General features: G+C 62.1%; 25 protein-coding genes. 10 read left to right on the plus strand and 15 right to left on the minus strand.

Annotated elements, in window-relative coordinates:
- Positions 1-2: 2 nt before the first annotated feature.
- Complete coding sequence (locus tag G4D79_RS04360; RefSeq protein WP_064113814.1) at positions 3-632, minus strand: M23 family metallopeptidase; 630 nt, start codon at positions 630-632, stop codon at positions 3-5.
- Between the two features lie 179 nt (positions 633-811).
- Between G4D79_RS04360 and G4D79_RS04365 the strand changes: the two genes are divergently transcribed.
- On the plus strand, positions 812-1,738 hold the full coding sequence (locus G4D79_RS04365) for a cation diffusion facilitator family transporter (protein ID WP_007735998.1): 927 nt from the start codon (positions 812-814) through the stop codon (positions 1,736-1,738).
- Positions 1,739-1,892: 154 nt separating this feature from the next.
- Complete coding sequence (locus G4D79_RS04370; protein ID WP_030535839.1) at positions 1,893-2,438, plus strand: ferritin; 546 nt, start codon at positions 1,893-1,895, stop codon at positions 2,436-2,438.
- Here the strand turns inward: G4D79_RS04370 and G4D79_RS04375 are convergent.
- The 4 genes from G4D79_RS04375 to G4D79_RS04390 are packed head-to-tail and all read right to left on the minus strand — an operon-like array spanning position 2,435 to position 5,971.
- Entirely contained in the window at positions 2,435-3,253 is an 819-nt protein-coding gene (locus G4D79_RS04375; protein ID WP_003944129.1) for an alpha/beta fold hydrolase, read from the minus strand. The two genes, G4D79_RS04370 and G4D79_RS04375, sit on opposite strands and share 4 nt — an antisense overlap.
- 53 nt (positions 3,254-3,306) lie before the next feature.
- The gene (locus tag G4D79_RS04380) at positions 3,307-4,221 is read right to left on the minus strand and encodes a DUF5926 family protein (RefSeq protein ID WP_003944127.1); all 915 of its coding nucleotides are present in this window, start codon (positions 4,219-4,221) and stop codon (positions 3,307-3,309) included.
- A gap of 11 nt (positions 4,222-4,232) precedes the next feature.
- Positions 4,233-4,997, minus strand: coding sequence for a glycerophosphodiester phosphodiesterase (locus G4D79_RS04385; RefSeq protein ID WP_042920594.1), 765 nt, complete (start codon positions 4,995-4,997; stop codon positions 4,233-4,235).
- Positions 4,994-5,971: a DUF4328 domain-containing protein gene (locus tag G4D79_RS04390; RefSeq protein WP_058227347.1), complete on the minus strand. Its 978-nt coding sequence runs from the start codon at positions 5,969-5,971 to the stop codon at positions 4,994-4,996. The genes G4D79_RS04385 and G4D79_RS04390 overlap by 4 nt, the downstream gene beginning before the upstream one ends.
- A 415-nt stretch (positions 5,972-6,386) precedes the next feature.
- On the opposite strand from G4D79_RS04390, the gene G4D79_RS04395 reads away from it, so the two are divergent.
- Together G4D79_RS04395 and G4D79_RS04400 are read left to right on the plus strand one after the other, a co-directional pair.
- Positions 6,387-8,162, plus strand: a complete 1,776-nt coding sequence (locus G4D79_RS04395) for a hypothetical protein (RefSeq protein ID WP_099696831.1) — start codon at positions 6,387-6,389, stop codon at positions 8,160-8,162.
- Positions 8,163-8,183: 21 nt separating this feature from the next.
- Positions 8,184-9,113, plus strand: coding sequence for an LLM class F420-dependent oxidoreductase (locus G4D79_RS04400; RefSeq protein WP_003944174.1), 930 nt, complete (start codon positions 8,184-8,186; stop codon positions 9,111-9,113).
- Positions 9,114-9,128: 15 nt separating this feature from the next.
- Here G4D79_RS04400 and G4D79_RS04405 read toward each other — a convergent pair whose 3' ends face one another.
- The 3 genes from G4D79_RS04405 to G4D79_RS04415 form a co-directional block, all read right to left on the minus strand.
- Positions 9,129-9,659 carry a hypothetical protein gene (locus G4D79_RS04405; RefSeq protein WP_099696832.1) on the minus strand — a complete coding sequence of 177 codons (531 nt, stop codon included), beginning with the start codon at positions 9,657-9,659 and terminating at the stop codon, positions 9,129-9,131.
- A gap of 177 nt (positions 9,660-9,836) precedes the next feature.
- Positions 9,837-10,550: a peptide-methionine (S)-S-oxide reductase MsrA gene (gene msrA, locus G4D79_RS04410; RefSeq protein ID WP_020905733.1), complete on the minus strand. Its 714-nt coding sequence runs from the start codon at positions 10,548-10,550 to the stop codon at positions 9,837-9,839.
- Positions 10,489-11,667, minus strand: a complete 1,179-nt coding sequence (locus G4D79_RS04415) for an acyltransferase (RefSeq protein WP_047272742.1) — start codon at positions 11,665-11,667, stop codon at positions 10,489-10,491. The genes msrA and G4D79_RS04415 overlap by 62 nt, the downstream gene beginning before the upstream one ends.
- Positions 11,668-11,927: 260 nt before the next feature.
- On the opposite strand from G4D79_RS04415, the gene G4D79_RS04420 reads away from it, so the two are divergent.
- The gene (locus G4D79_RS04420) at positions 11,928-12,551 is read left to right on the plus strand and encodes a superoxide dismutase (RefSeq protein WP_003944189.1); all 624 of its coding nucleotides are present in this window, start codon (positions 11,928-11,930) and stop codon (positions 12,549-12,551) included.
- Here G4D79_RS04420 and G4D79_RS04425 read toward each other — a convergent pair.
- The 4 genes from G4D79_RS04425 to G4D79_RS04440 form a co-directional block, all read right to left on the minus strand.
- Positions 12,548-13,897, minus strand: coding sequence for a hypothetical protein (locus G4D79_RS04425; RefSeq protein ID WP_058227349.1), 1,350 nt, complete (start codon positions 13,895-13,897; stop codon positions 12,548-12,550). The two genes, G4D79_RS04420 and G4D79_RS04425, sit on opposite strands and share 4 nt — an antisense overlap.
- 43 nt (positions 13,898-13,940) lie before the next feature.
- Positions 13,941-15,089, minus strand: a complete 1,149-nt coding sequence (locus G4D79_RS04430) for an AI-2E family transporter (RefSeq protein ID WP_042920602.1) — start codon at positions 15,087-15,089, stop codon at positions 13,941-13,943.
- A complete protein-coding gene (locus G4D79_RS04435) occupies positions 15,079-15,651 on the minus strand; it encodes an HdeD family acid-resistance protein (protein ID WP_003944155.1) in 573 nt (190 codons plus the stop codon). The genes G4D79_RS04430 and G4D79_RS04435 overlap by 11 nt, the downstream gene beginning before the upstream one ends.
- A 156-nt stretch (positions 15,652-15,807) precedes the next feature.
- Positions 15,808-17,157 (minus strand): DUF1254 domain-containing protein, encoded by a 1,350-nt coding sequence (locus G4D79_RS04440; protein ID WP_003944160.1) that lies wholly within the window; start codon positions 17,155-17,157, stop codon positions 15,808-15,810.
- Between the two features lie 165 nt (positions 17,158-17,322).
- Between G4D79_RS04440 and G4D79_RS04445 the strand changes: the two genes are divergently transcribed.
- The gene (locus G4D79_RS04445) at positions 17,323-17,850 is read left to right on the plus strand and encodes a hypothetical protein (RefSeq protein ID WP_003944138.1); all 528 of its coding nucleotides are present in this window, start codon (positions 17,323-17,325) and stop codon (positions 17,848-17,850) included.
- Positions 17,851-18,144: 294 nt separating this feature from the next.
- Complete coding sequence (locus G4D79_RS04450) at positions 18,145-18,858, plus strand: TMEM165/GDT1 family protein (protein ID WP_019746358.1); 714 nt, start codon at positions 18,145-18,147, stop codon at positions 18,856-18,858.
- Between the two features lie 3 nt (positions 18,859-18,861).
- Here the strand turns inward: G4D79_RS04450 and G4D79_RS04455 are convergent, their stop codons facing one another.
- A complete protein-coding gene (locus G4D79_RS04455; RefSeq protein ID WP_099696833.1) occupies positions 18,862-19,896 on the minus strand; it encodes an Lrp/AsnC family transcriptional regulator in 1,035 nt (344 codons plus the stop codon).
- A gap of 99 nt (positions 19,897-19,995) precedes the next feature.
- Between G4D79_RS04455 and G4D79_RS04460 the strand changes: the two genes are divergently transcribed.
- The 3 genes from G4D79_RS04460 to G4D79_RS04470 are packed head-to-tail and all read left to right on the plus strand — an operon-like array spanning position 19,996 to position 23,965.
- Positions 19,996-21,204 carry an MFS transporter gene (locus G4D79_RS04460; RefSeq protein WP_099696834.1) on the plus strand — a complete coding sequence of 403 codons (1,209 nt, stop codon included), beginning with the start codon at positions 19,996-19,998 and terminating at the stop codon, positions 21,202-21,204.
- 13 nt (positions 21,205-21,217) lie between these two features.
- Complete coding sequence (locus G4D79_RS04465; protein WP_099696835.1) at positions 21,218-22,480, plus strand: amidohydrolase; 1,263 nt, start codon at positions 21,218-21,220, stop codon at positions 22,478-22,480.
- A 33-nt stretch (positions 22,481-22,513) separates the two neighbouring features.
- Positions 22,514-23,965, plus strand: coding sequence for an amidase (locus G4D79_RS04470; protein WP_099696836.1), 1,452 nt, complete (start codon positions 22,514-22,516; stop codon positions 23,963-23,965).
- A 12-nt stretch (positions 23,966-23,977) separates the two neighbouring features.
- Here G4D79_RS04470 and G4D79_RS04475 read toward each other — a convergent pair whose 3' ends face one another.
- Positions 23,978-24,991 (minus strand): ABC transporter substrate-binding protein, encoded by a 1,014-nt coding sequence (locus tag G4D79_RS04475; protein ID WP_099696837.1) that lies wholly within the window; start codon positions 24,989-24,991, stop codon positions 23,978-23,980.
- On the minus strand, positions 24,988-26,010 hold the full coding sequence (locus G4D79_RS04480; protein ID WP_099696838.1) for an ABC transporter substrate-binding protein: 1,023 nt from the start codon (positions 26,008-26,010) through the stop codon (positions 24,988-24,990). The genes G4D79_RS04475 and G4D79_RS04480 overlap by 4 nt, the downstream gene beginning before the upstream one ends.
- Between the last annotated feature and the right edge of the window lie 83 nt (positions 26,011-26,093).

Consider the following 26,093-nt stretch of genomic DNA (forward strand, 5'->3'; position numbering starts at 1 on the left):
CTTCAGTCGCCCGTGGTCTTCTCCCCGAACGACACGCCCCGGGAATTCAGGTACACGAGCGGATCGGTCTTCTGTCCGTCAGATTGCCACACCTCGTAGTGCAGGTGTGGTCCTGTCGATTGTCCACGATTGCCCACGGTCGCGATCAACTCACCCGCCCGCACCTTCTGACCCGCAACCACGAGCGCCTCGTTGATGTGTCCGTAGACGCCGACGGTCCCGTCGTCCTGCTGGATGCGGACCCAGAGCCCGAATCCCGCGGCGGGACCGGATTCGAGCACCACACCGTCGGTCGCCGACACGATGGGCGTTCCGATCGCGTTCGCGATGTCGAGACCGTAGTGGGTGGTTCCCCACCGTGGACCGAAGTTGGACGTCATCGTCCCGCTGACGGGGGCCATCACCTGTGGCTTTTCGGCCTCGTACGCCAGCGCCGCTCGCTCGGATTCGAGCTGTCGCGTCTTGCCGAGTTGTTCGGCTATTCCGGCAAGATCCGTCGACCGGACAAGGTCGAGGATCTCCGGCGCCGACACCGCAGATGCATCCTCGACTACAACCGACGGCGGCGACGCGTGCCCGATGGAAGTGCCGGACGCGAGGATTGCACCCGTCGCCACGGAAACCGCGGCCATGCGCCCACCGGGTCTGATCGGCTCGGATTTTCGATGTCTTCCCACTTCTCGGTCCTCGCGTCGATGACAAATGAAGGTCTACGCCGCCACCTTACAACTATGTTGCATAGTTTTTAAAACATGCACTATTGCGCATATATGCATATGTGTCTAGGCTGGCGTCGACGAAAGGACCTTCGATGTCACACGGACACGGGCACGGAATCTCCCCCGCCGAGGCTGCGACCAGCAACAGCGGCAAGCATGTCAACAAACTGTGGATCGCCGCCGGCCTCGGGTTGGTGACCTTCGTGCTGCAGGTGACGGTCGGCCTCTTCACCTCGTCACTGGCCCTGCTCTCGGACTCGGCGCACGTGTTCACAGACATCTTCGGCATCTTCATGGCGCTCGCCGCGATCCTCGTCGCACAGCGTGCCGCCCGGCGCCCCGACCGTACTTTCGGCATGTACCGCACGGAAGTGTTTGCGGCACTGGCCAATGCGATCCTGCTCTTCGCAGTCGCCGGGTGGGTGCTTTACGAGGCCGCCAGCCGCTTCACGGATCCGCCCGAGGTTCCCGGCCTTCCCGTCGCGACAGTCGCCGTCGTCGGTCTGGCGATGAACGTCATCGCCTTCCTCATGCTGCGCAGCGGCGCGAAGGAAAGCATCAACATCCGCGGCGCCTACCTCGAAGTCATGGCGGACATGGTCGGGTCCATCGGCGTCCTGGTCAGCGGCTTGGTCACGCTCGCGTTCGGTTGGCGCTACGCCGACCCCGTCATCGGCGTCGCGATCGGCCTCTTCGTCTTGCCACGTGCCTTCAACCTGGGCCGCCACGCCGTTCGCATCCTCCTCCAGCAGGCTCCCGACCGCATCGACGTCACCTCGATCATCGAGAAGATCAACGCTCTGCCGGGAGTCGTCGACGCGCACGATCTGCACGTCTGGACACTCACCTCGGGGATGGAAGTTGCTTCCGTTCACGTCACCGCGGTCAGTGACGCCGATCCCACAACGGTGCTCGCAGCAACCCGAACCTTGCTTGCCGAGGTATTCGAACTGGGGCACGCCACCGTACAGGTGGAACTACAGGGAAGCGACGGTAAATGCGCGGAACTCGCCTGGTGAAATGGACATTCCTAAATGAAACATTCGAATTCACCGGGCTCGATAACCTCACCGAATTCGAAGAAAAATTAGGTCTTCTTTAGTTTGGGAACGCTTACCACAATAAGGTCATACTGGGATGACAGGGCCTCTGACCTGCACTATCTTGGAATTCATGACTTCTGGGGAGACTCACATGACCAAATTCCACGCACTACTCCGAGACCAGATTCGCAACGAGTTCAACGCTTCGCATCAGTACATCGCGACAGCGGTTTACTTCGACAATGCGGATCTGCCACAGCTGGCAAAGCACTTCTACAAGCAGGCTGTGGAAGAGCGTAACCACGCCATGATGATCGTTCAGTATTTCCTCGATCGCGACATCAATGTCGAACTCACCGGCGTCGACGCCGCGAAGGCCGACTTCAAGGATGCCCGCGAGCCCATCGCTCTCGCGCTGACGCAGGAGAAGACGGTCACCGAGCAAATCGTCCAGCTCGCGAGCACTGCCCGCGAAGAAGGCGACTACCTCGGCGAGCAGTTCATGCAGTGGTTCCTCAAGGAGCAGGTCGAGGAAGTTGCAAGCATGACAACACTTCTCACCATCGCGGACCGCGCAGGCGCCAACCTGTTCGACCTCGAAGACTTCGTGTCCCGCGAGATGAGCACCGTCGGTGACACCACCGGTGCACCGAGCGCAGCCGGCGGAACCATCTAGCCTGCAGCACTCACGGATTTTGCCCTCGAGCCGAACGGTTCGCTTCCTGCCAGCAGGATCGAACTGATCAGCTCGGGGGCATCTGTCATCGGTACGTGCCCAAGGCCGGGCAGAACCATCAACTTTGCCTGCGGGAACGGCTTTTTCACGCGCTGCGCCTGATACACGGGCAGGATGAGATCGCGTCGACCCCACGCAACCGTCACCGGCACAGTGGGATCCACGATGGGCGGCAGCACGAAGTCCATCTCGAGACCGAGATCGACGAGTTCGTTCGACACGAGCGAACGGCAGTCGGCCAACGCCGCTGCATAACCGACATGACTCGGGTGAGCGAAGAACGCGGCGAGCGCCGGATAGCGAATCAGCTTGTACCGCAATGCGCGTGGCAATCCGTCACCCATGAGCTTGGCCGTGCCACGCAGTGCACGGAACGTGTTGATCGCTCGCACCTGATCGAGGTGATTGACAAAGAACCCGGCCGGCGAAAGAGCTGTCGCCGACGCGACATCTCCGCGCGCTGCCAGCGAGAGGGCAATCCAGCCGCCGAGGGAGTTTCCCGCGACGTGGGCACGCTCCCCCGCCGGCGTCACTTCCTTGACGAACTCACTGACATCGTCGATCAGCTGTCCCATGACGTCCGGACCGAGTTCGGGCAGCAGCGACTCTCCGTGACCCGGCAGGTCGACGGTGACGACGCGGCGGTACGGCGTCAGCTGGTCCAAAAGCGAATCCCACGCCTGCCGTCGATGGACGATGCCATGGACGAGCACAAGCGTGGGACCACTACCGGAGATGTCATGCGACAAGGTCATGTCACCAACATTAACCGTAACTTCGCGTAACGCCTATAGTTCGGGCGAAAAAATCAGCGCAGCGTGACCTGACGACCACGAAGTCCGTCGCGCGAGCGAAGCTCGGCCGAGGTCAGCGGAGCATCGACGGCCAGAGCCTCGGCAAGACGCTCACCGAGCTCGACGGTTGCCGCTACCCACTCGTTTGCATGCTTTTCGCGGTCGAGGTCGAAGACGGGAACCAACAGGCCGTGGGTGCGGAACGAGCCTGCGTAGCGCGAGCCCTCACCCAGATGCAGTCCACCGGTCGCGTGCACGCGCGCCAGCGCGAGCATCAGGTCGTCTTCGCTCTCGGGACGAACCCAACGCAGGTGCGCCTTCTCGCCGGCGTCGACCCACCACGCGGCAACGAGGCCGTCGCCTTCGAGGCGTGCAGAGGGCATGATCGCCGAGTTGGCGTGCTGCACGGTGGCGGCAACCTCGGGATCGGTTTCGACGCCCTCGGGGATCCACCAGTTGAAGTTCTGGTGCACGGTGATGTCGAGCAGTGCCGAGGGATCGACGACAGCGGTGACAGCGGGGGTCTCGGAATCGGGGTTCGCGGCAGAAAGCGCGTCGCCGGGGGCCGCGTCCTTGATCCAGTTCACCGAAGCGGCGAGGTCTGCGCCGAGGTCGGCCGAGTGCGCCTGAACCTGGACACCGACAAATCCGGTGGCCGTCTCGCCCTCGTCGCGGACGAGTGCGGCAACAGCGCCGGGGAGGACCGTTGCCAACGTGACGGGACGGTCGGAGCCGATGACCGGCAACGGAGCCGTGGCGGACGGAACGAATTCACGCAGCGCGACCAGATCGCACTCGGCGGCAAGGCCCTCGAACGGGCGGCTGACTACGCCGGCAGCGGCTTCACGCTCTGCTTGGCGTGCCGCCAGCTTCTCTGCGCGTGCGCTGCCCTGCTTCGGTCCACTGTTTCTTTTGCTCTTCTTGGCCACGAGGGCAAAATCTACACGCTGCCCAGCCATTGCTTCGTGCGCCCGGGATGGTTGGTGGCAACCCAACTGACCCCGAGCTCACGACACAGGTCCACATCCGCCTTGTCGTCGACGGTCCAGCAGTACGTCGCGCGACCCGCAGCGGCGGCCCGATCGACCAGATCGGGATGTTCGCGCAGCGCCTTGATCGACGGCCCGATCGCCGTAGCGCCCACAGCCGTCGACGCACCGCCGCCGAGGTACCGCGACGCGTCACCGAGCAGGACCGTCGGCAGCAGCGGCGCCGAACGACGCACTCGCCAGACCGCACTCGCCGAGAAAGACATGACGACAGCGCGCGAGTGATCGGCCGACGGCGGTGACGCGATCCCGAAGCGGTGCAGTTCCGCCAGGAGTTTGGCTTCGACCAATCCGCCGAACCTCACGGGGTGCTTGGTCTCGATGAACAGCTTCACCGGGCGCGCAAAATCCAGAGCGAGGGTGATGAGATCGGAGAGAGTCAGCAGTTCGGCCGGTTCGCTCGTCGACCCGTAGTCCAGAGCGGTCAGCGAATCGAGCGTCATCTCGCTGACGATCCCCGTCCCGCTGGAGGTGCGGTCGACCTTGCGGTCGTGAACGCAGACCAGGTGTCCGTCGCGGGTGAGCCGGACGTCGCATTCGAGCCCGTCGGCACCCTCCTCGAGGGCCAGTTCGTAGGCGGCGAGGGTGTGCTCCGGCCGCGCAGCCGACGCACCTCGGTGCGCAACGACGAGTGGACCTCGACGATCTGGGCTCACAGGGCAGCGGTCTCCTTCTCTTCCAGCACCGTCTTCTCTTCCAGCACCGTCTTCTCTTCCAGCACCGAGCGCGGCACTGGCACCCACCGGGTTTCCGATTCCGGTTCACCGCGCCAGCTCTTGCGCTCGATCCGGCGGATCACGACGAGTGTCAACGCCGCGGTGACGGCAGCGATCAGTGCGATGAAAGCGTTCAGCAGAACCCCGTCGGCCATTGCCTGAATCCCCGGGCGTGATCGCCAGTACGCGTTGACCACCAGCAGCAGAGCGCTGAATGCCCAGAAGCCCCACCAGATCTTGACCAGCAGGGTTCCGCGCGGATCGCGGCGGACCAACTCGAAGAGATAAACGGCCGGCATCACCAGGTTGAGGATCGGCACAGCGCAGCCGACGACAACTTCCGACGCTGTGCGTGGATCGGATTCCCGGGCACCTGCGAAGTGTTCACGACGCCGACGAAGCAGCCAGCACACAGCGGCGATTGCCGCGAAGACCGAGATCAGCAGTCCACCCAACTGAGTGAAGTACACGGCGGCGTCGGAGACCGTGAGCAGCGGCTGCGGGATCAGCCTGGTGCGGTTGCGGACCAGGATCGCGTATCTGCCCAGTTCGGCGAACACCGCCAGTCCGTAGAGGATCGTTGCGAGCGTCAGCAACGGCCCGACTCGGTCGGCCATCCGGTCCGCTCGCGAGGGCGGCACCGGTGAGGTGTCGACGACGTCCTGGAGTCCCCACTGCGGGACAGCGTCGTAGCGCGGAGTGGAGAAGCTACGACGCACTGGTGCGTCCCCCACGCCGCGGGGGTCGGACGGGGAGCGCGCGATCCAGCGGAAGCCACGGCGGTTGGGCGGTTGGTAGATCTCGGTGCGGGTGGGGATCAGCAGGACGCCGCTGCAGCGCGGGCACCACTGCGTCGGGCCGCCGACGACAGGCCAGCGTGCGGCGCACCGGGCGCAGACCTGAACGACACTCACAACTTCGATTCTGTCACGCCGGATCGGTAACGGCAGCAAATGGATTCACTCCCGATTTGTGATCGAACCTCCACCGCGTTCACCTGCATTGTTCGAATAATGTGACCTCCGCCACTTAAAAACTCGAGTTATCCACAGTTTCCACAGGTTCATCCACAGTTCTGGATGAATGAATCGGGCTTTATCCACAGGTCACGGGCAAGACCCTGAGAATTTGCTGACAGGTGTTAGCGAACGATGCACAGGCTCGAGGATGAATTTGACACCGCAGGTCAGTGAACTTTCGGGCGTCGACGTCATTTATCCCGGCAAAGTTCACAATCCATTCAGAAATTGCTCCCGAAAAGACAGAAAAGACCGGTATCCCCTTTTTATGAGAAGTCGGTTTTTGACACACCTGGAAGCATGACCGTCGATGACTTCTCCACAGCCCGAGCCAACTCTGACGTTCACCCCGAGACGGGTCACGCAGCTCGCGTTCGTGTTGATCGGATGTCAGCTCGTCATTCGCGTCTGGGTTGCCGCGAGCAATTACTTCTACTGGGACGACCTCATCCTGATGGGCCGCGGAGGACGCTTCCCACTCTTCTCGAGCGAACTCCTGCTCTACGACCACGACGGTCACTTCATGCCCGCGGCCTTCTTCTTCACCGGGTTGATCGCCCGTATCGCGCCGTACAACTGGGCGCTGTCGGCGGCACTGCTCGTCATCGGTCAGGCCGCCGCGTCGTTGGCGCTTCTGCGCACTCTTCGGTTGGTCCTCGGCCGGCGACCGGCACTGTTGATTCCGCTGATCCTGTATCTGTTCGTCCCGCTGACACTTCCGGCGTTCTCGTGGTGGGCAGCCGCGCTCAATGCATTGCCGCTCCAGATCGCGCTGGCCTGGGCATGCGGCGACGCGATCAAGCTGTACCGCACCGGGCAGGTGCGCTACGTGTTCTCGGGCACCGCGGTTTTTGTCATCTCCTTGCTGTTCTTCGAGAAAGCAGTGCTCGTTCCGTTCGTGGCACTCGCTTTTCTGGTGCTGTACTTGCGCACACAAGGTGAAGGAACGCCGATACGAAGTGCGGTCACGAAGTGCCGACGCCTGTGGACGGCCTGCGCCGCCGTGCTCGCGATCTGGATTCCGGTGTATCTGACAACTGTCGAATCTCCGATCACCGGATACGGCCGTTCGATGTCCACCGAACTGCTGCATCACGGAACGTCTTTGGGGATGCTTCCCACTCTTCTCGGCGGCCCCTGGCGCTGGGAGCGGTGGATCCCCAGCCCCGCCTGGGCCGATCCGCCGACGCTTTTGGTGGTCGCAGCCTGGGTCGCGCTGCTGACGACGGCCGTGATGACAGTGCGTGCCCGACGCGGCGCTGCCTGGATCTGGGCTGCCGCGGCGCTGTACTTCCTGGCCTCCGTGGTGGCGATGACCGCTACCCGATCCGACGCCGACACCACTTACGAGTTGGCGCAGACCTTGCGTTACTTCACGGATTCGGCGACGGTGTTCGCCCTCGCCGCCGCTCTTATTCTCGCTGCGCCTCGGCGACGTCCGGCCCGTTTGCCCGTCGCAGTCGCCGCCGGCCTGTCAGTGCTCTTCGTGATCAGTTCGCTCGTCTCGACCGTCACGTTCGTCGACATCTGGCGCGAGAACCCGACCCGCGACTACCTCGCGAACGCGCGAATGTCGTTGTCACAGAATCAGGATGCTCCACTGCTCGAGCAACCCGTCGCGATCGAAGTGCTCCTTCCCGTCGCCTTTCCGAACAATTTGGCAAGCAACGTTCTCGCGCCGCTGCCTGATCGCCCCGAATTCTCTTCCAGCACTCCGATTCTGCGCACCATCGACGACGGCGGTCAGATCGTCGATGCCGAAGTGACCTGGACGAGAAGGATTCCCGAAGGAACGGCGCCGAACTGCGGCACCCGTGCCGAAGGCCCGACCGAGCTCCCCCTCGACGGCCCCCTGGCCGGCTGGGAATGGACGGTTCAGCTCAATTACCTCGCCAGCGCCGACGGAACGATCGATGTTGCGTTGGAGTCCGGCGACGCAGTATCCGTACCCGTCACCCAAGGTTTGCACTCGGTGTTCGTGCGCCTGGTCGGCCACGGAAACAGCGTGAAGATCACGCCGACAACACCGGGACCGACCCTGTGTTTCGGCGCCGGACAAGTCGGTGCCGTCGTCCCGACCAAGTGAAATAGTGGCAGAGTGGAAGTCATGGAGCTGCGTATATTCACCGAACCCCAGCAGGGCGCTACCTACGAACAACTACTGACTGTTGCCCAGACCGCCGAAAAACTCGGCTACGGCGCATTTTTCCGCTCGGACCACTATCTCGCCATGAATTCCGACGGTCTTCCCGGACCCACCGACGCATGGATCACGCTCGCCGGAATCGCCCGCGAAACGTCCACCATCCGCCTCGGCACTCTGGTGACGTCGGCTACGTTCCGTCACGCCGGACCGCTGGCCATCTCGGTCGCACAGGTCGATCAGATGAGTGGTGGCCGCGTAGACCTCGGCATCGGTGCCGGCTGGTACGAGGAAGAGCACCAGGCGTACGGCATCCCGTTCCCGGCGCTCAAGGATCGCTTCGAACTGCTCGAGGAAACTCTCGACGTCGTGACCGGTCTGTGGCGTACGACGGTCGGCGACACGTTCGACTACGACGGTAAGCACGTGCAGATCAAGAACTCTCCCGCGCTTCCCAAACCGCACCAGGTCGACGGTCCGCCGATCCTGATCGGTGGCACGGGCAAGAAGAAGACTCCAGCGCTCGCCGCTCGGTTCGCAAACGAGTTCAACATCCCGTTCAAGTCCCTCGAGGAAACGAAGGACATCTTTGCGCGGGTTCGTCAGGCTTGCGTCGAGCACGAGCGCGATCCGAACGAATTGGTGTACTCCAACGCTCTCGTCCTGTGCTGCGGCCGCGACGAGGCGGAGATCAAGAAGCGCGCCGAGGCTATCGGACGCGACGTCGACGAGCTACGTGAGAACGGTCTGGCCGGAACACCTTCGGAGCTGGTCGACAAGATCGGCACTTTCGCCGACGCCGGTTCACAGCGCGTGTATCTGCAGACTCTCGATCTCGCCGATCTGGATCATCTCGAACTCGTCGCAAGCGAGGTCATGCCCCAACTGCAGTAAAGAATGGGCCGGGATCTACAGCGCGTTCGCGTCGAGGAACGTGCGTAGGTCTCGGTCCCACTGGGCCGAGCGGGAACGGTCGAGAAAGACGCGCACCAGCATGAAAGCGATGACCAGCAGCGACATCACGCTGAACCAGGTGAAAACCCCGGTCACCACGGCTGCGACGTCGGCAGCACTCTGAGTGATCGGAGCTACGGTCTTGTCGCCCTGATCATTGACGTAGATGGGGACCTCGGTGCCGGCGGGCGTCGCCGAGTCGACAGTGACATCACCCGTATGAACCTGGCCGTTCCAGTTCCACTGCGCGCTGGCCATTTCGGTGGTCGGCGCAATGTAATCGGCTGTCGAGGCGGTGGTCTGCGTCGAATCTGCTGTCGTCGTCGCCGAAATACTGTGTAATTCGGCGGATTGTTTGGCGATCAGTGCGTTCTGGCTCGAAGCAGTCGCAGCCCCTGCCCATACCGCGAGAGGCAGCAGAAGAATCGCGAAAATGATCAGACCGAAGGACATGAACCCTTCGATCCGATCACTGCGGCGAACCATCGGATCGTGGCCTACATGAATTGTGCGTCGGAGCAGCGACGCAGTTCCTCGCGTACTACCTGACATTGTGAGCTCAGTTCTCTCGACGACACACTCTTACATCGAGATTCCCTTTGTTTCCATCTAGTTGCAAGTGTTAACGAGCTGAATCACATGTGTCCTCCAACACCTGTCCAGTTATTCGCTCGGCGGAAGGATGTCCGTCTGCGCCGGAACCTGATCCTGACGGAGCAATCCGACCGGGCAACTGACGCCCGTGGCATGCACCGGGCAGTAACCGCCGGGATTCTTCGCCAGATACTGCTGGTGGTAATCCTCCGCGTAGAAGAAGTCGCGCAGCGGACCGATTTCGGTGGTGATCGCTCCATATCCGGCTTCGGCAAGCCGTTCACCGAAAGCGACGGCCGACGCATGAGCGATTTCTTCCTGCTCCGCGGACGTCGTGAAGATCGCCGAACGGTACTGCGAGCCCTGGTCGTTACCCTGACGCATCCCCTGCGTCGGATCGTGGTTCTCCCAGAAGTGCGCCAGGATCTGCTCGTAGGAGATCACTGCGGGATCGAAGACCACCAGCACGACTTCGGTGTGACCCGTACGTCCGGAGCACGTCTCTTCGTACGTCGGGTTGGGCGTGAAGCCGCCCGCATAACCCGCAGCGGTCGTGTACACGCCGGGAAGCTGCCAGAACTCCTTCTCGGCGCCCCAGAAACAACCCATTCCTACGACGACGGTCTGCAGTTCGGCCGGAAACGGCGGCGTCAACGGATGCCCGTTGACGTAGTGCGCGGTCGGAACCGGCATTTTCTGCTCTCGGCCCGGGAGTGCGTCCTCAGGCGCGATCAGCGTGGATTTTGCGGACGCTCGTCCCAGAATGTCGTCGTACCAGCTCATGCTTCGATGCTACGCGCGAGCGACTGTTTCGCCACGCCGTGATCGCCCGGGCGCCGGGCAACTCCACCCACCGGTAGCCGATTTCTGCTACCGCGGCCGTGGCCAGAAGGAAGAGCGCAAACGCCAGCGTCGGTCCGACGTACAAAACAGTGTTCTCGACGACGCGGTACAGGATCAGGGTGTGCACGAGATAGATGACGTAACTACGCGTCGAGAGCCACTTCACGACCGGCCAGCGCGTCGGGACGCCGTCGTAGCGGCCGATGAGAACTACCGCTGCGGCGACTACCGAAATGGTCCACAGATAGTGCTCACCGGCCCAGTAGACGCGGAACTGGGTCGCCACGATGATGACGTGCATCTGGACGAGGACGGCCGCGATCAGCCAGCGGCCGGGAGCGAGCTTCGCCCACGCGAGGTACATGATCTGGCCGAGGAAGACGGCCGGCAGCGTCGCGGCGATCTTGGACAGCATCGGCACGGTGTACGGCAGCGGCGCGTAGACGTTGTAGAGCAGCACCAGCGAGCACAGCGCACCACCGGCGAGCGGCATGACGATCGGTCGCAGCCGCAGTATCGGGCGAGCCGCTACACATGCGAGATAAAAGAGGAATTGAACGGTGAGTGTCCAGGTCACTCCCAGAACTGCTACCTCGGGCTTGAGAAAGAATCCGCCGAGAAAAAAGCTCATCAACGCTTCGGTATCGGAAATACCTTCCTGACCGCTGAACATTCCGTTGATTCCGAGGCGGACCAGAAGAATGGCAATCGCGGTCGCCACCCAGAATGCGGGCAGCAGTCGACTGAATCGGTTGGTCAAGAACTTTCCGGGGCCGTCGCGAATCGCGGATCGCGTCACCAGAGCACCGGTAAGCATCATGAATACTGCGACGCCGACAAAAGAGAGGTGCTGGTTGAGTTCGGCAGGCTCGATCAAAACGCCGTAGACGACGTCGATCACCCACCAACCCGAGCCGAGATCGTCGATGACGTAGAAAGAGATGTGGGAGTAGATCACGGCGGCAACCGCCAGGGCTCGCAGCAGGTCAGCGCCCGGAAGATTCACCCGAGGCGCGGCCGCCTCTGGTGATTCCGGGAGGAAAACTGGTGCGGGCATCGCGCAAGTTTAAGGTTCCGTTCACCTTTACGACGAATTTGCGCATATTAGCTTACCCTTAGATCGGGGCAAGTTCGGTTTCCCAAACTTTATTCTTTGGTGATTACTACCTGAGCCGGACTGTTGCGGACGGTGTACGAATGTTATTGGGTGGAAACCCGAAGAATGATTTGCACATACGCGAGTGACGTCACGCCGTGACCGGTGATCGACGCACTCTAAAGCACCAGGGCTCACCAGCCCGCAAAGAAGGGACCCTCGTGTCTGTTTACACGCTGCCGGAACTCCCCTACGACTACGCAGCCCTCGAGCCGCACATCTCGGGCAAGATCATGGAGCTGCATCACGACAAGCACCACGCGGCTTACGTTGCCGGTGCCAACGCTGCACTCGAGAAGCTGGCCGAGGCTCGTGAGAACGACACCATCGCAGCGCAGGCCAACCTGCTCGAGAAGAACCTGGCGTTCCACCTCGGTGGCCACACCAACCACACCGTTTTCTGGAACAACCTCAGCGCTGACGGTGGCGACAAGCCCGAAGGTGAACTCGCCGCAGCGATCGACGACAACTTCGGTTCGTTCGATCTCTTCCGCGCTCACTTCTCCGCGAACGCCAACGCCATCCAGGGCTCCGGCTGGTCCATCCTCGCGTGGGACTCGATCGGACAGCGTCTGATCATCGTCCAGCTCTACGATCAGCAGGGCAACATCTCCATCGGCCTCACGCCGCTGCTGCTCCTCGACATGTGGGAGCACGCTTTCTACCTCGACTACCAGAACGTCAAGGGCGACTACGTCAAGGCATTCTGGAACATCGTCAACTGGAACGACGTTTCGGCTCGCTTCGACCGTGCACGTACCCAGACCGCAGGTCTGATCGTCTAGTCACGCTCTTCTTGCGAACGGCGGCGCCTCACCAGGGGCGCCGCCGTTCGTGTCAGCAGAACACCACCGAGCAGGACCGTCGTGGCTCCGAAGACCAATGCCAGTGTGCGAGTTCCGGAGTCACCGCTGCTCGCGGTGGTCTGATTCACGGCCACCGGATCCGACAGCACCGAGGTCAGCTGAACCTGCTGCGGGGTGGTCATCGCGGGAATACCGGATTTTGCGCCGTCGAGGCCCGTGACCAGTGACTTGGCGATTCCTTGCAGCGTCGTGAATCCCTGGGTGATCTGATCGGTCACGTCACCGAGCATCTGCGGCGCCTGATCAGCGATGGGAATGAGGCCGTCGTTCAATTGTCCGGCAGCACTGCTCAGTTGATCGCTCGCGCCTTGCAGCTGCCCGACAGCGGTGCGGACTAGATCACCGAGCTCCGTATCGGGCCCGACCGAGCCACCCAACAGCGCCGGAACGGTGCCCAATTGCGCATTCAGCGCACCGAGATCCGAACTCACACCGGCCAGTTGCGCTGTCACGTCAGGCGGGATAGGAAGGCCGTTCAGCGCAGTCTGCAGCGCGTCGATTCGTGTCTTCAGTTCCGCGGTCGAGGACGACGCCTCCCCAAGCGTCAGGCCCAGTGAGTCCGCGCGCGTGGCCAGCTCTTCCGCCGACCCCGACGCCTGATCGACAACACCGGACACCTGATCCGCGACGCTCATCAGCTCCAACGCCCCGGACCGTGCGGTCTCGAGGTACGGCAGCAGAGTGCCTGCGCCTGCTTTCACCTGATCGATGGACTTTCCGGCCTCGTTGGTTCCGGCGACCAGAATCTGTGCGGTGGTGAGGTTTTGATCGATCGAGCGTCTGGCGGCCGACGTCTGAGCCAGCAGGCCCTTGATGCCGTCCGCGCCGACCTGCGCCGACACGGCCCGAGTCAACTCGGCCGACTTCTCCGAATCCGAGCCCTTCACCTCGAGGTCGACGCTCGCCTGCCGTGGATCCATGCCGAACATCGACGCGACGGTTTCGCTGAAGTCCTCCGGCACGGTCAACGTCGCGAAGTAGTTCCCGCCGGGGTTGTCGACCACCTGGAAGTCGAAGTCTTCGTTCTTGCCCAACGTGTCCACCAGCGTGTCGCCGGCCCGAAGTTCCTTGCCGTCGAGCGTGGTTCCCGCGTCGGCGTTCACGATCGCGACGGTGTTCGAGGTGTCGGCACCGCCCGCAAAGATCACGAACCCGATCCCCGCCACCGCAGCCGCGACGATCGCGGCCACACCACCGACTGCCAGCCGTCGCCCGAGTCGTGACGGCCGGCGATGGGAGTTTTCTGTGGTGTTCTCGGCGCTCATGGGCGAGACGATAAAGCAACAACTTGTAGAAACACTGAGAGCCCTAGTCTGCGGGCGTGGCCGGCTTCTCAGACTCCTCGGGTTCCTCCTTCGGCATGTCCCGAGGCCCACTAATCAGGATGTCGGCCCAGCGCGTGGCTGGGTCGATGTCGAGCAGGACGGCCTTCACCAACAACGAGAGCGGGATCGCCAGCAGCGCTCCGAGCGCCCCGAGAACCCACGACCAGAAGACAAGTGAGAGGAACGTCATCGTCACCGACAGTCCGACGGCGTCGCCGACGAACTTGGGTTGGATGATGGACTGGATCACGAAGTTGATGACGGAGTAGACGACGATCACCCACAGCATCAGCCACGGCCCGCCCTGCAACAGTCCCAGGAGCGCCGGTGGAATCACGCCGATGACGAACCCGATGTTGGGGATGTAGTTGGTGATGAAGGACAGCAACGCCCACAGGACGGGCAGCTGAATGCCCATGAGCCACAGCGCGCCACCGTCGAGTACCGCCACGATGAGACCGAAGACCGTCGAGACCACCAGGTATTTGCGAGTTCCGGCGGCAAAGGTGGAGAGCGCGTAGGAGATTTCTGGACGTTGCTCGGACAGCACATGCAACCGCGAGCGGATGCTCATGCCGTCGAAGGCCATGAACAACAACAACGCGAGAATGAACACCAGATCCGACAGGATGCCGAGCAGGCCCTCCAGCCCGCTTTCGAGGACACCCACAACCTTCGTGAGATCGACACTGCTGAGCGTGCTTTGGATCTGTTCGGTGCTCACGCCGAAGTCGGCCAACTTGTCGCGGCCCTCGTTGAGGAGGTTGGTCATCTCCTCGGAGTACTGCGGCAGGATCGTCGCCAACTGAGCCGTCGACACGATCAACGACGCCGCCAACCCGAGCAGGATCAAGTACACGGTGACCAGTGAGCCGAGCATCCCGACCCACTTGGGCCACCCTCGGCGCTGTGACCAATCCTGAATGGGCTGAACGGCAATCGTCAACACCAGGGCCAGGAATACCGGTCCGAGGATGCCGCCGAACACCTTCATTCCGCCGACGGCGACCACGGTGGCGGCAATACCGAGCAGGACGATCAAACCGCGCGGGATCGACCAGTTCTCACTACCGGACAGCGTGGGGATCGGAGTGGGAGCCTCGACGGCCGGCTTTCCCTTCTTAGAGAACACCGGCTTCCTTTGCCCGGCTCCTGATCTGGAATGCTCCCACGATCATGAAGAGGCCGAACAGGATTGCGTACCAACCCAACAACCAGATGAGGCTGATGATGCCTTCGCCGGGCGCGATGAGAAGAATGATGCCGAAGATGACAGCAAGCACCGATGCGGCGAGCAACCATCCCCAACTGGATCCGGGCAGCGCCTTCATCTTGAAGGCGCCGACAATTCCGAAGATTCCGAACATGATGGCGTAGAAGGCAATTATGTACAGCAGCACCAGCGCAGTGATGCCCGGCCAGACCAGCGCGACGATGCCGGCTCCGACCGAGACGACGCCCGTGAACACCCACCAACCCCACGAGCTCAGATGCTCGCGGTCCCGGATGGCGCGAACTATCGTGATCAAACCGTCGGCGATGGAGTAGATACCGAACAGGAAAACCAAGGCCACCACGGTAATTCCCGGCCACACGAGCGCGATTATTCCGAAGATCACGCCGAAGATTCCGCGGATCAGGATCATCCACCAGATCTCTTTGCCGTACTGCACGAACGGATTCTGCGTGACCATCAGTAGCCTCCGAAACAAGCGGGTGTCTCTGACCGATTCAACAGCTCTTCAAACAGGGCAGTACCGACAGATCGTATGACTCTTGTGACCTTTCCGCCCATCGAAACGCGCGGCTGATACCGAGTTGTGCTCTTCGGGTACGAAGCGAGGGGACTTTCAGCCTGCTTCTCGAATACTTGCTTCTCGAATACCGGGCGCAGTCCACGATCCCGACAGCACTGCAGCCTTCGGCCAGTACAGGCGCAGAAAGACGTTGAAGTCGCCGGACGGAGCCGGCAGCCAGTTCCGCTCCTTCTCACCACCAGGGGATTCGTGCTGAAGATAGATGTCGAGGGAACCGTCGTCGGCAAACACCAGATCGCTGCGATCGCCAATCGCGTATCGGTCGATCGGGTTGTCCACGAAGAACTGCCGCTCGTTCATCATCGTGAGCGACCAGAAGCCCTCGACCGGTGGCAGCTCGTCCTTCTCGAAGTGCAGGACGTACTTCTTCGCCCCGGTCAGCGGCTTCCCGTCGACGTCCGTCGTGGCATGCGGGTACACGGCATCAGCGTCGAGATTGGCCCCGAAACCGAGCCAGACGATCAGAGCCCGCTGAGCGTAATGGGTTCCGTAGTGTCCCAAGCCGCGGTGCATCGTCCAGCCGTTCTTCGGACTGCCCTCGGCCTCTTCGGCGATCTCGCTCAGCACGTCCATACCGGTTCGCGCAGCTCTATCGAGGGCATCACGTACCTCCTGCGGACGCGACCTCCAGGGCAAGGAGGAGCCGATTCCTATGTCGGACAGTTGTTTCATCATCTCGGTGTCCTCCGGACGCGGAGGATTGTCGTCGAGAAGTGCGTCGAGTCTGGTGAAGAATGCCTCGCCGTCCATGGCGGCCACCTGGTCCACCGGCGGCGTCCGCGTGTCGACGGCAGGGTTCACCGGCATTTCACCAGGCGTGTAGTCCTGCGGGTCACCCGTCCACTCCGACAGAGGAGTGAGTCGCGTCCGGTCCTGCAGGCTGTGCACTTCTGCCAGGTCTGTTCCCCCCGACGTCGCGTAGCGGGCGACTATCCAGTTCATCGCCGTCGGAGACCGCAGCAGCGTCAAACCCTTGGGCACGTTGCCTTTCCAATTCGGCCCGGCCACCAGGTACGGTCCCCCGGTGCGCCCAACTGTCCGAGATCCCGGAACCGTGAACACGTCGCTCCACGCGTCGAGGATGGGGACCAGCCAGTACCGCGTGCCGAAGTCCGGCAGTGAGAGCACCTGCGGTTCCGTCGAGACGTCCAGCCACCCCGACGAGTAGAGAGTGTCCGCGTTGGGTGAGACGACATCGGTGAAGGTCGCATCCGGCGTCGTACGCGCGTATGCGAACTGGTTGAGCGGGGCTTTCATCGCCACCGGCGAAGGCACCGCCGTCATGACATCCCGCGATACCGCAGCAATCAACAGGGGATATCCGAAGATCCACGCCTGCGTTGCCAGGTCTTCCAGCCGAGAACGGTTCTTCGACAGAGTCATGTCTGCGCATACCACCGCCCTCACCAGCGCAAACCTGGCTGGCACTCTCCCTCTCTTGTGTGCCAGTACCGAATGGGTGCATATTTCGATTACCCAACGAGGTGTGCCGGACCGACGCATGCGCGTCTGCCCGAGATTTGCCCCAGCACCGAGGGAGGAACAGAAATGAACAGAAACGAAGCAATAGGCATTTCTCCGTTCCAAGCCGCTGGGTCTCTGCAGGGGTTCGTCATTTCCGGTCGTTGGCCGGACACCACCCAGGAGTGGGCGCAGCTTCTCGCATTGGCTGTCCGCGTGGCCTCGATGCCAGGTTTGTTGCCGACCACGACGGTCTTCGGGGTCCGTGAAGACGTTCCCGAAGATCCGCAGCCGGGCACCGTCGGCCTGGTGGTTGCCGAAGGTCCGGTACTCGGCGATTTCGCCTTGACACCCGGCCGTTTCTCCGACCATCAGCCACCGGCGCTGATTATGCTGCACCCACCGTCGGAAACCACGCCCAGCCTGCCGGAATGCGAGGGCAGCGCGTCGGGGTGTGTACTGCTGCCAGGCCTTCCCTATCTGGGTTTGGAGCATCGTGCGGCGTGGGTCGAGGCTGAGCCGGACGGCACAGTCGTCTCCATGATCAGTCGTGTCGGCATCGATCCGATCAGCGATCCCGACACCGCTGTTTTGGCCATGCTCCTCGCCTCGTGACGGCCCCGGTAAGCGATAAGTTCGGACTCCCAAACTTGCTGTGCGCTTTGCCAATTCGTTTCAGGCGCGCTAACGTGGGCAGCAACGAAGGGGAGTAGCCCCCAATCGCCCGTGTCGACATACTGGTTCGACGCGCTCCGCCTGGTGCGGATCGCGAAGCACCCGGCCTGGCGAACCGAAGGTCCTGTGGCCTCGGTGGGCGAGACCTTCGGCCGGACAAGCGCACCCACTGCGCCTGCCCAGGCCGGAGGCTCGCATTTTTCCTCCGACCTACACCGACCGGAGGAGTAAATCTTGCTTGCCGCAATACTTTTGAGTTTCGGCGTCATTTTTGTCGCAGAACTCGGTGACAAGTCCCAACTGATGGCAATGACGTTTGCCTTGCGCTATCGCTGGTGGGTCGTCCTCGGCGGAATCACCGTCGCCACCACCCTTGTTCACCTCGTCTCGGTCGCCGTCGGCCACTACCTGGGCGTCGCCCTCCCCACCGCGGCGATTTCCATCGTCGGCGGTATCGCTTTCCTGATCTTCGGCCTCTGGACCTTGCGCGGTGACGATCTCACCGACGACGAGCAGAACAAGGCCGGTCGCGTCACGCGATCCGCCTTCATCGCCGTCGCCTCGGCCTTCTTCCTGGCAGAACTCGGCGACAAGACCATGCTCGCCACCATCACCCTTGCGACTGACAACGACTGGATCGGCGTCTGGATCGGGTCGACGGTAGGCATGGTGGCGGCCGACGCTCTCGCCATCATCGTCGGCTCCGTGCTGGGCAAGCACCTTCCGGACGGATTCATCAAGATCGGCGCCGCGGTGCTGTTCTTCGTCTTCGGTGTCTGGCTGCTGCTCGAGGGCATCTTCCCCGACTCGTCGGCCGGCATCATCGGCGGTGGCGTTGTCCTGGCAGTGTCCGTACTGGGTGCGCTGGCACGGATGATCTGGAAGCGCTCCCGTGCGACCGACTCCGATACACACCTCGTCGACGACAATCGGACGCCGATCGACTGACGCTCAACGAATAACGTCGCCGGCGCCCCAAATTGCGACCGGGACATGACCTTCCGCCACTCCGCTCGGTCCGAGTAGCTGCCCGAACCGCTTCATCGGGTACAGCGAGACACGTCGATCGAGGATCCGCACACTACCGATTCGGCGGAGTCGATCCTCGACGACAAGACTCTGCGCGAGGCTGCTCAGCCACACGCTGATCAACATGTTCGCTGTTCCGGTAGTCGCCACCAACAATCTGATCTCCGGCCAACTCGACACAAGATTGCCGAGTTCGTCGGTGGAACCGTCCACAGCGACATCGAAGATCACTTCGAACGGTGAACCGACAGCCTGTTGCGAGACATCGCAGCGGAAAATCAACTGTCGCGATGCAGTCAGCTGGGCCAAGTGCCGTCGAATCGCAGTCTCGTTCGTTCCACAAATCGCGGCGAGACGCGCATAGCTGGCACGTCCGTCACGGCCGAGCGCCTCCAACAGGGCACCGTCGGACTCGCGGAACTCTGTCGGATCTGCCGGCACCGCAGCGCCCTTTGTCGATGCCGTTGCCAGCTGAGCCCGACCCGCTTGCCCCAGAGCGCCCGGCTCCCAGCTGAACCCGTCCCGGTACACCTTCACCCCGACCCGGCTTCTGATCGACAGAATTCCAGGATCGGCGGCAAGGTGCTCACACACCAAGGCGTCCAAACTCTTGTGGTCGGCGGCCACGACTCCGACGAAGTACTCGTACTCGCCTTCCGTCCTGGCCAACAGATAGGCACAGGAGAGTTGACGTAACAGCTCCCCCACGTCGGCAACGGAATCCTGTGTGGTCCTGATCAGGAGATAGCCGAATATGTGGGTTCGACCGATTGCGACCGCGTTGACCCACGAATGACCGTTCGAGACGAGGCGACGCCACCGGCGGGCGATCGTCGTCGAATCCATGTCGAGCACTGACGACAACTGCGTCCACGACGCGCGGGGGTTGAGCTGAAGTGCATTGATGATCTCCAGATCAGATTCCGCGATGACAAATGCGTCGGATTCCGGCTTCATCGGCCCAATATTGCCGGATTACTGCATTCTGGTCGGTGATCCCTGCCTGTTTGCCAAAGATATGTGAATCACTTCACAGGTTCACCACTTGGAGGCCCAGTGCTTCGCTCCACCAAAGTCACGGTCGCGTTGCTGTTCGTCGCGTACGCGATCGACTACATAGATCGGCTGGCGATCAACCTCGCTCTCCCCTTGCTCGGTGAGGAGTTCGATCTCGACTACTCCCAGCGCGGATTGATCATCTCCACGTTCTTCATTGCATACACGCTGGCCCAACTGCCTGGTGGACTGCTCGCCGATCGATACGGCGCAGTCCGGATGGCTCTGATCGGATTGGTGGCGTGGAGTGTCTTCACCGGCCTGACTGCCCTTGCCTGGTCGTTCGGGACGCTTCTGGTTGTTCGCTTTCTCTTCGGTCTCGCGCAGGGCGTGTTTCCGGCAGCTGCAGTAAAGCTCGTTGCCGAGCGGAGCATCCCGGAGCAACGTGCCACTGCCACAGGATGGATGAACAGTTCCAACGCCGTCGGTACGCTTCTTGCCATCGTTGTTGCGGCAGCACTTCTCCCGTTGATCGGCTGGCGTGGAATGTTTCTGGCCGTCGCGGCGCTCGGCGTACTCTCGCTCGTCAGCATCAAGTTGTGGCTCCCGCCGGCACTTCCGGCGGAGAACGACCACGGTCCGGATTCCTCCTGGGACAACATGCGCACCGTACTTCGCTCCCGCGCGATGTGGCTCTTCGCCTTGATGTTCTTCGGATACGACTTCGTGATCTGGGGGATGTCGTCGTGGGTTCCGTCGTACCTCCATGACGAACGTGGAATCGCCCTCTCGAGCGCAAGCCTCCTTCTGATTCCGGCTACCGTGGTGGCCGCCGTGACCACCGTCATCGGCGGGCGAATCTCCGATCGACTGGCAGGCAACAGTCGTGTCGTCGTGGTGCCGTCCATGCTCGCGTGCATCGTGATGCTCGTTTCGATTCCTTTCGCCTCCAACACGGCCTTGTTCGTCGTTCTCGTCACCCTCGGATCTGCCGCTGCCTCTTTCGCTTTCATGCCGTGTTTTGCACTGCCCCTGCGGGCTCTGCCTTCTTCGGTGGTCGGGGCCGCGTCGTCGATGATCATTTTCGGCGGCATGGTCGCCGGAATAGTCGCACCGCTTGTATTCGGATTCATCGTGGACCATCTCTCCTGGTCAGCGGCGTTCGTATCGCTCGCACTCGGGCCCGTCGTGGCGATCGTCGCGGTCATGGCAGCACCACAAACCCGAGAAAAGATGCTGAACCTGGTGCAACTGAAAACCGCCAACTGAAAGAAGATCAACCATGAATCAACTGCTTTCGAATCTCGAGTTCGGAGACCCGTCGCGGTTGCGAACCGTCGAGCCGCACTGGTTCGAGCTCTACCGGGACCTACACGCACACCCCGAGTTGTCCGGCGACGAAACTCGCACCGCCGCAATTGTTGCCGAGGAACTTCGGCGAATCGGCGGCTGGGACGTCACGGTCGGGGTCGGCGGTACGGGTGTCGTCGGTGTTCTCGAAGGGAGCAGCGGTCCGGTGATCCTGCTACGCGCCGACATGGACGCGTTGCCGGTGGCAGAAGACACCGGGCTGTCCTACGCCTCCAGAACTGATGGAGTCATGCATGCGTGTGGCCACGATGTCCACGTAACCGCGCTACTTGCCACGTGCGCCGCACTTTCCGCGGATCCGACATCGATCACCGGGACTGTTGTCGCGGTCTTCCAGCCTGCCGAGGAGACCGGCTCCGGCGCTCGTGCGATGGTCGACGACGGAATCTTCGACCGCTTCCCGCGACCGGACCTCTGTCTGGGACAGCACGTGGGCCCGACTCCGGCGGGGATGTTGGTCAGCAAACCCGACATCTTGATGGCAGCATCCGACACGATACGAGTGGTCTTTCACGGCCGTGGTGGACACGCGTCCTCACCGTACGCATGCATCGACCCTTTGTTGATGGCAGCGTCTTTCGCGCTGCGCATTCAAAGTCTGGTGGCTCATGAAGCGGCAACCCCGACAGCACCTGTGCTCACGGTGGGAGCCTTGCACGCCGGCACAGCTGCGAACATCATTGCCGACGACGCCGAACTGCTACTCAGCCTGCGAACTTTCAGTGCGTCGTCGCGAGATCACATGCTCGAATCGGTGGGCAGGATCGCTCGCGCAGAAGCTGACGGGGCAGGCGCCGTCGAACAGCCGGACGTTCATGCGTACAACGGCTTTCCGGCCACGGTCAACACTCCGGACGCCACGTCCACGGTGATGTCCGACCTGCGACAGGCCGGCTTGGGAATGCATACTCTGTCACAACCACTTTCGGGTAGCGAGGACTTCGGCATCTTCGGCACCGCCGCCCAATGCCCCTCCGTATTCTGGCATTTCGGCGGAACGGCACTTCAAAGTTTCGACGGAACCGCCCTTGCCGCGCTCACCGAGGGACGGATACCACCCGGCACGCCGTCGAATCATTCACCGCGCTTCGCCCCAGATCCCGCCGCGGCCCTACCCGAAGGTGTTACAGCCATGACCGCGGCCGCGCTGGGAGCCCTTGCGCGGAGCGCGTGATTCCCACACATACTGTCCCAGGGAGATAACGCCATGTCAGACGAACTGCACTACCTCAGCGCCACCGAAGCCATTGCTCACTTTCGCGCGCGGGAATTGTCTCCGGTCGAACTGCTACAGGCAATCATCGACCGAACCCAGAAGCTCGAACCTCACATCAATGCCTTCACCGAAGAGATGTTCGACGAGGCACTCGCAGGCGCCCGGGATGCCGAGAGCCGGTATCGCGGCCAAGGACCCGACCCGCGGCCGCTGGAGGGAATTCCGGTAGCTGCCAAGGAAAAACACTCCATTGCCGGAAAGTCGCTGACCGAAGGCTCTCTGGCGGGGCGCGGCAACATCGCCCGCGAGAACGCACCCGTGATCGACCGAGTTCTGGCAGCAGGCGGCCTGATTCACGCACGCACGACGACACCGGAATTCTGCGTCGCGGCGTTCACACACTCTCCTTTGTGGGGCGTGACCCGCAATCCCTGGAACCTCGATTACAGTCCCGGCGGCTCCTCCGGCGGAGCCGGCGCCGCACTGTCCGCCGGAACTACTACTCTGGCAACAGCATCCGACATCGGCGGGTCGACAAGAGGCCCGGCAGGCTTTACCGGCACCGTCGGCCTCAAGGCCTCGTACGGGCGTATCGCCGGAGTCGCCCCGCTGTCCATGGATTCCTACCGTGGCGACGGTCCGATGGCCCGAACTGTTGACGACGCAATTCTTTTGGCCAACGTTCTGATCGGGCCGGACCCGCGTGACCATTCTTCGCTGAAGCCGGCGATCACGCTGCCACACGAGTACCCGTCGGTCGAGGGAATGCGAATTGCCCTGTGCCTGCGGCTCGGTGACTTCCCCATCGAACCTGACATCGAGGCGAACACACGGGCTCTCGCACAGTCGTTGGTCGATGCCGGCGCGATCGTCGAGGAGATCGAGTTGCCGTGGACTCGTGATTCGATGGCAGCAGCGGTGAAAGTCCATTTCGGAACGATCATGGGTGCATCCGTCGCGGAAGTTGCTCGCGTCCACGGTGATCTTCTTGCCGATTACACGCTCGACAACGTCGCGATCACGTCGAAGGGCGCTGCGGAAATGTCATTTCTGGACGGCCTTCGCAAAGAAACCCAAATGCAACGAGAGCTCGCCGAGGCGATGGCTCCATTCGATGCGCTGATCTGCCCGACTTCGGGCACCATCGCCTTCCCGGCAGGCGAGTCTTTGCTCGACGGCCTCACTGTGGCGGGTCAGCACGTGAACACCACCGCCGAAGCACTTCTCACATTGCCGTTCAACGTCGCCAATCGGTGCCCCGTATTGGCGGTGCCGAGTGGACACGCACACAACGGTGTTCCCACGGGCGTCCAGATCGTCGGCCATACGTACGACGAACCGACCGTGTTCCGGATCGGCAAAGCACTGGAGAAGATCCGCCCGTGGGCATACACCGACCAGCATCAACCGAAGCTGAATGTGGTGACGCCGGCGTCCTCTTGATTGCTGAGGAGATCAGAGCTTGGCTCTGATCTCCTCAGCGATCGGCTGGAACTGCTCGAGGAATGTCAGGGCCCAACCGAAGGACGCGACGCCCTCGTAGTCGAACGAGTACACCTGATCATTCTTGACGGCGCGCAGACGCTGGAAGATGGTGTCGTTCGCCAACTTCTCGTTGATGGGGCCCTTGCCACTGTTGGTGATGATGACGTCGGCCTCGTCGAGTAGCTCCAACTGCTCCCTCGGGAACCACTCGTTGCTGCCGGCGGGAATTGCGAGCGAACGGTCGTTGAACTGGAACCCGGCCTCGCTGATGACCGTCGTCTGATACTTGGTCGGCGAGTACAGCGAGAAACCACTCTCCTCGAAGTACGTGGTGTAGACGACCTTCACCTTGCTCAGCACATCAGCGTTGTCGCTGCGGAACTTGGCGATCCGCGCCTCGTACCGATCTGCCAACTCTTGAACCTTCGCGCTCTGGTTCAGCGCGTCCGCGACTCCGAAGGCGCGCTCCTTCCATGCGTACTGCCCGTCCTCGGCAAAAACCGCGGTCGGTGCGATCGACCGGATCTGCTCGTAAAGATCCGGGTTGTTCTCCGACAGCAGGTTGGTCATCACGATCAGGTCGGGAGACAAAGCCGCTATCGCCTCGGCGTTGGGCTCGTACCAGCGTCCCACCTTCGGGAGAGACCGCAGAGCGGACGCATAGGGTTCCGGGACGCCGTCGGCGTTCTCGTAGTCGACCGGCAATCCGACCGGTGTGAACCCGGCGTCGAACATCGCGGGGCCCGTGTAGTAATCGGCGCTGACCACCCGTTGCGGGTTGGTGGGCACTTCCACCTGCCCCAGAGCCGTGTTGATGGTGCGCATCGAACCCTCGGCCGATTCACCGGAGCTGGTTCCGCAGGCCGTGAGCAATCCGATCCCCGCCAAGGCACCGGCTCCGAGGAAACCGCGTCGGGTAAGTACTGCGGTGATGCGAGCGAATTCGGCATCGGTGTCAGCGCTGGGCAATAGAAGTGATGTCATGAAAGTGCCTCCAAAGCGCCGGTTTCGAGTTCGTTGAGCCAATTGATTGCAGTGCCGTAGTCGGTGACCTGAGTGCTGATTCCGAATACCCGGCCCGAAGCTGCTGCCGGAATGCGGCTCCACAGCGGGCTGGCGAAGACGGATTTCATTCCTGCAGAATCAGTTCCGTTCGGCTGCTTCGGGTAGATGACGACGGTGACGTCCCGCAGCATTTCGAGTTGTTCGAGCGGGAAGGCTTCGAAGCCGGTGGCTGGGCGCAGGTCCGGGATGAATTCGCCGCGGGTCACGTTCAGGTCGGCGAGCATCGCGCCGGTCACTCCGGTTGGATACAAGATGGAGAAGTGCCCTTCCGAACCACCGATAGCAACCTGGGCCCACCGATTCTCGCCAAGCTGCGCGGCGTATTCGGTGCGGATTCGCTCTTGCATCGCCTGATACTTCTCGCGATTCGACGTCAATGCCGAACCCTTGTTGACCGCGTCTGCGACACCCTCGGCGACAGCGCGCCAATCCGATCGGTTCGTGCCCGAATACACCGCTGTCGGAGCAATTTTCGAGAGCTCGCGGAACATGTCCTCGTCGATCTCGTACGCATCGCCGACAATGAGATCAGGCGCGGCAGCCACGACGGCTTCGCGGTTGACCTCGAGGAAAACCCCCACCGTGGACAAGCCGTCGATGAACTTCTGCTGTGTCGGGGTGAACTGGTCGATGTAAGCGCTGTAGTCGAGCGTCGCCACGGGTCGGGCGCCGACGGCTTGCAACTGCCACGGGGTGTTGTATGAGACGGCGACGATGCGCTGCGGATCGACGGGAACATCCACGGATCCGTAGTGCGTCTGCACAGTACGAGTTGCGTCGTCCGCACCGTCCCCGCCCTCCCCACTACTGCATCCGACGAGAGCAAGTCTGGACAGCGCGGCGGCACTTCCGCCGAGAAAGCCGCGTCGAGTCAGGGCAGCGGTGATGCGAGCGAACTCTGCATCGGTATCTGGAGTCGGTAACAGGAGCGATGTCATGGGTTTCCTGACGGTTATCCGAATTAGGGCTACCTAAAATTACTCTCACCTGCGCCGTTACGGTGAAGCCTCTTGGCCAAGAC

The sequence above is a fragment of the Rhodococcus sp. WY5 genome (assembly GCF_018588185.1).
Classification (GTDB): domain Bacteria; phylum Actinomycetota; class Actinomycetes; order Mycobacteriales; family Mycobacteriaceae; genus Rhodococcus_F; species Rhodococcus_F qingshengii.

Bases quoted from the DNA above. Each gene is read 5' to 3' on its own strand.
- G4D79_RS04370 (WP_030535839.1), top strand. From the start codon at position 1,893: ATGACTTCTGGGGAGACTCACATGACCAAATTCCACGCACTACTCCGA.
- G4D79_RS04465 (WP_099696835.1), top strand. From the start codon at position 21,218: ATGAATCAACTGCTTTCGAATCTCGAGTTCGGAGACCCGTCGCGGTTG.
- G4D79_RS04470 (WP_099696836.1), top strand. From the start codon at position 22,514: ATGTCAGACGAACTGCACTACCTCAGCGCCACCGAAGCCATTGCTCAC.
- G4D79_RS04455 (WP_099696833.1), bottom strand. From the start codon at position 19,896: ATGAAGCCGGAATCCGACGCATTTGTCATCGCGGAATCTGATCTGGAG.
- msrA (WP_020905733.1), bottom strand. From the start codon at position 10,550: ATGAGCTGGTACGACGACATTCTGGGACGAGCGTCCGCAAAATCCACG.
- G4D79_RS04425 (WP_058227349.1), bottom strand. From the start codon at position 13,897: ATGAGCGCCGAGAACACCACAGAAAACTCCCATCGCCGGCCGTCACGA.
- G4D79_RS04360 (WP_064113814.1), bottom strand. From the start codon at position 632: ATGGCCGCGGTTTCCGTGGCGACGGGTGCAATCCTCGCGTCCGGCACT.
- G4D79_RS04400 (WP_003944174.1), top strand. From the start codon at position 8,184: ATGGAGCTGCGTATATTCACCGAACCCCAGCAGGGCGCTACCTACGAA.
- G4D79_RS04375 (WP_003944129.1), bottom strand. From the start codon at position 3,253: ATGACCTTGTCGCATGACATCTCCGGTAGTGGTCCCACGCTTGTGCTC.
- G4D79_RS04415 (WP_047272742.1), bottom strand. From the start codon at position 11,667: ATGCCCGCACCAGTTTTCCTCCCGGAATCACCAGAGGCGGCCGCGCCT.
- G4D79_RS04445 (WP_003944138.1), top strand. From the start codon at position 17,323: ATGAACAGAAACGAAGCAATAGGCATTTCTCCGTTCCAAGCCGCTGGG.
- G4D79_RS04475 (WP_099696837.1), bottom strand. From the start codon at position 24,991: ATGACATCACTTCTATTGCCCAGCGCTGACACCGATGCCGAATTCGCT.
- G4D79_RS04480 (WP_099696838.1), bottom strand. From the start codon at position 26,010: ATGACATCGCTCCTGTTACCGACTCCAGATACCGATGCAGAGTTCGCT.
- G4D79_RS04435 (WP_003944155.1), bottom strand. From the start codon at position 15,651: ATGGTCACGCAGAATCCGTTCGTGCAGTACGGCAAAGAGATCTGGTGG.
- G4D79_RS04405 (WP_099696832.1), bottom strand. From the start codon at position 9,659: ATGGTTCGCCGCAGTGATCGGATCGAAGGGTTCATGTCCTTCGGTCTG.
- G4D79_RS04395 (WP_099696831.1), top strand. From the start codon at position 6,387: ATGACTTCTCCACAGCCCGAGCCAACTCTGACGTTCACCCCGAGACGG.
- G4D79_RS04440 (WP_003944160.1), bottom strand. From the start codon at position 17,157: ATGACTCTGTCGAAGAACCGTTCTCGGCTGGAAGACCTGGCAACGCAG.
- G4D79_RS04365 (WP_007735998.1), top strand. From the start codon at position 812: ATGTCACACGGACACGGGCACGGAATCTCCCCCGCCGAGGCTGCGACC.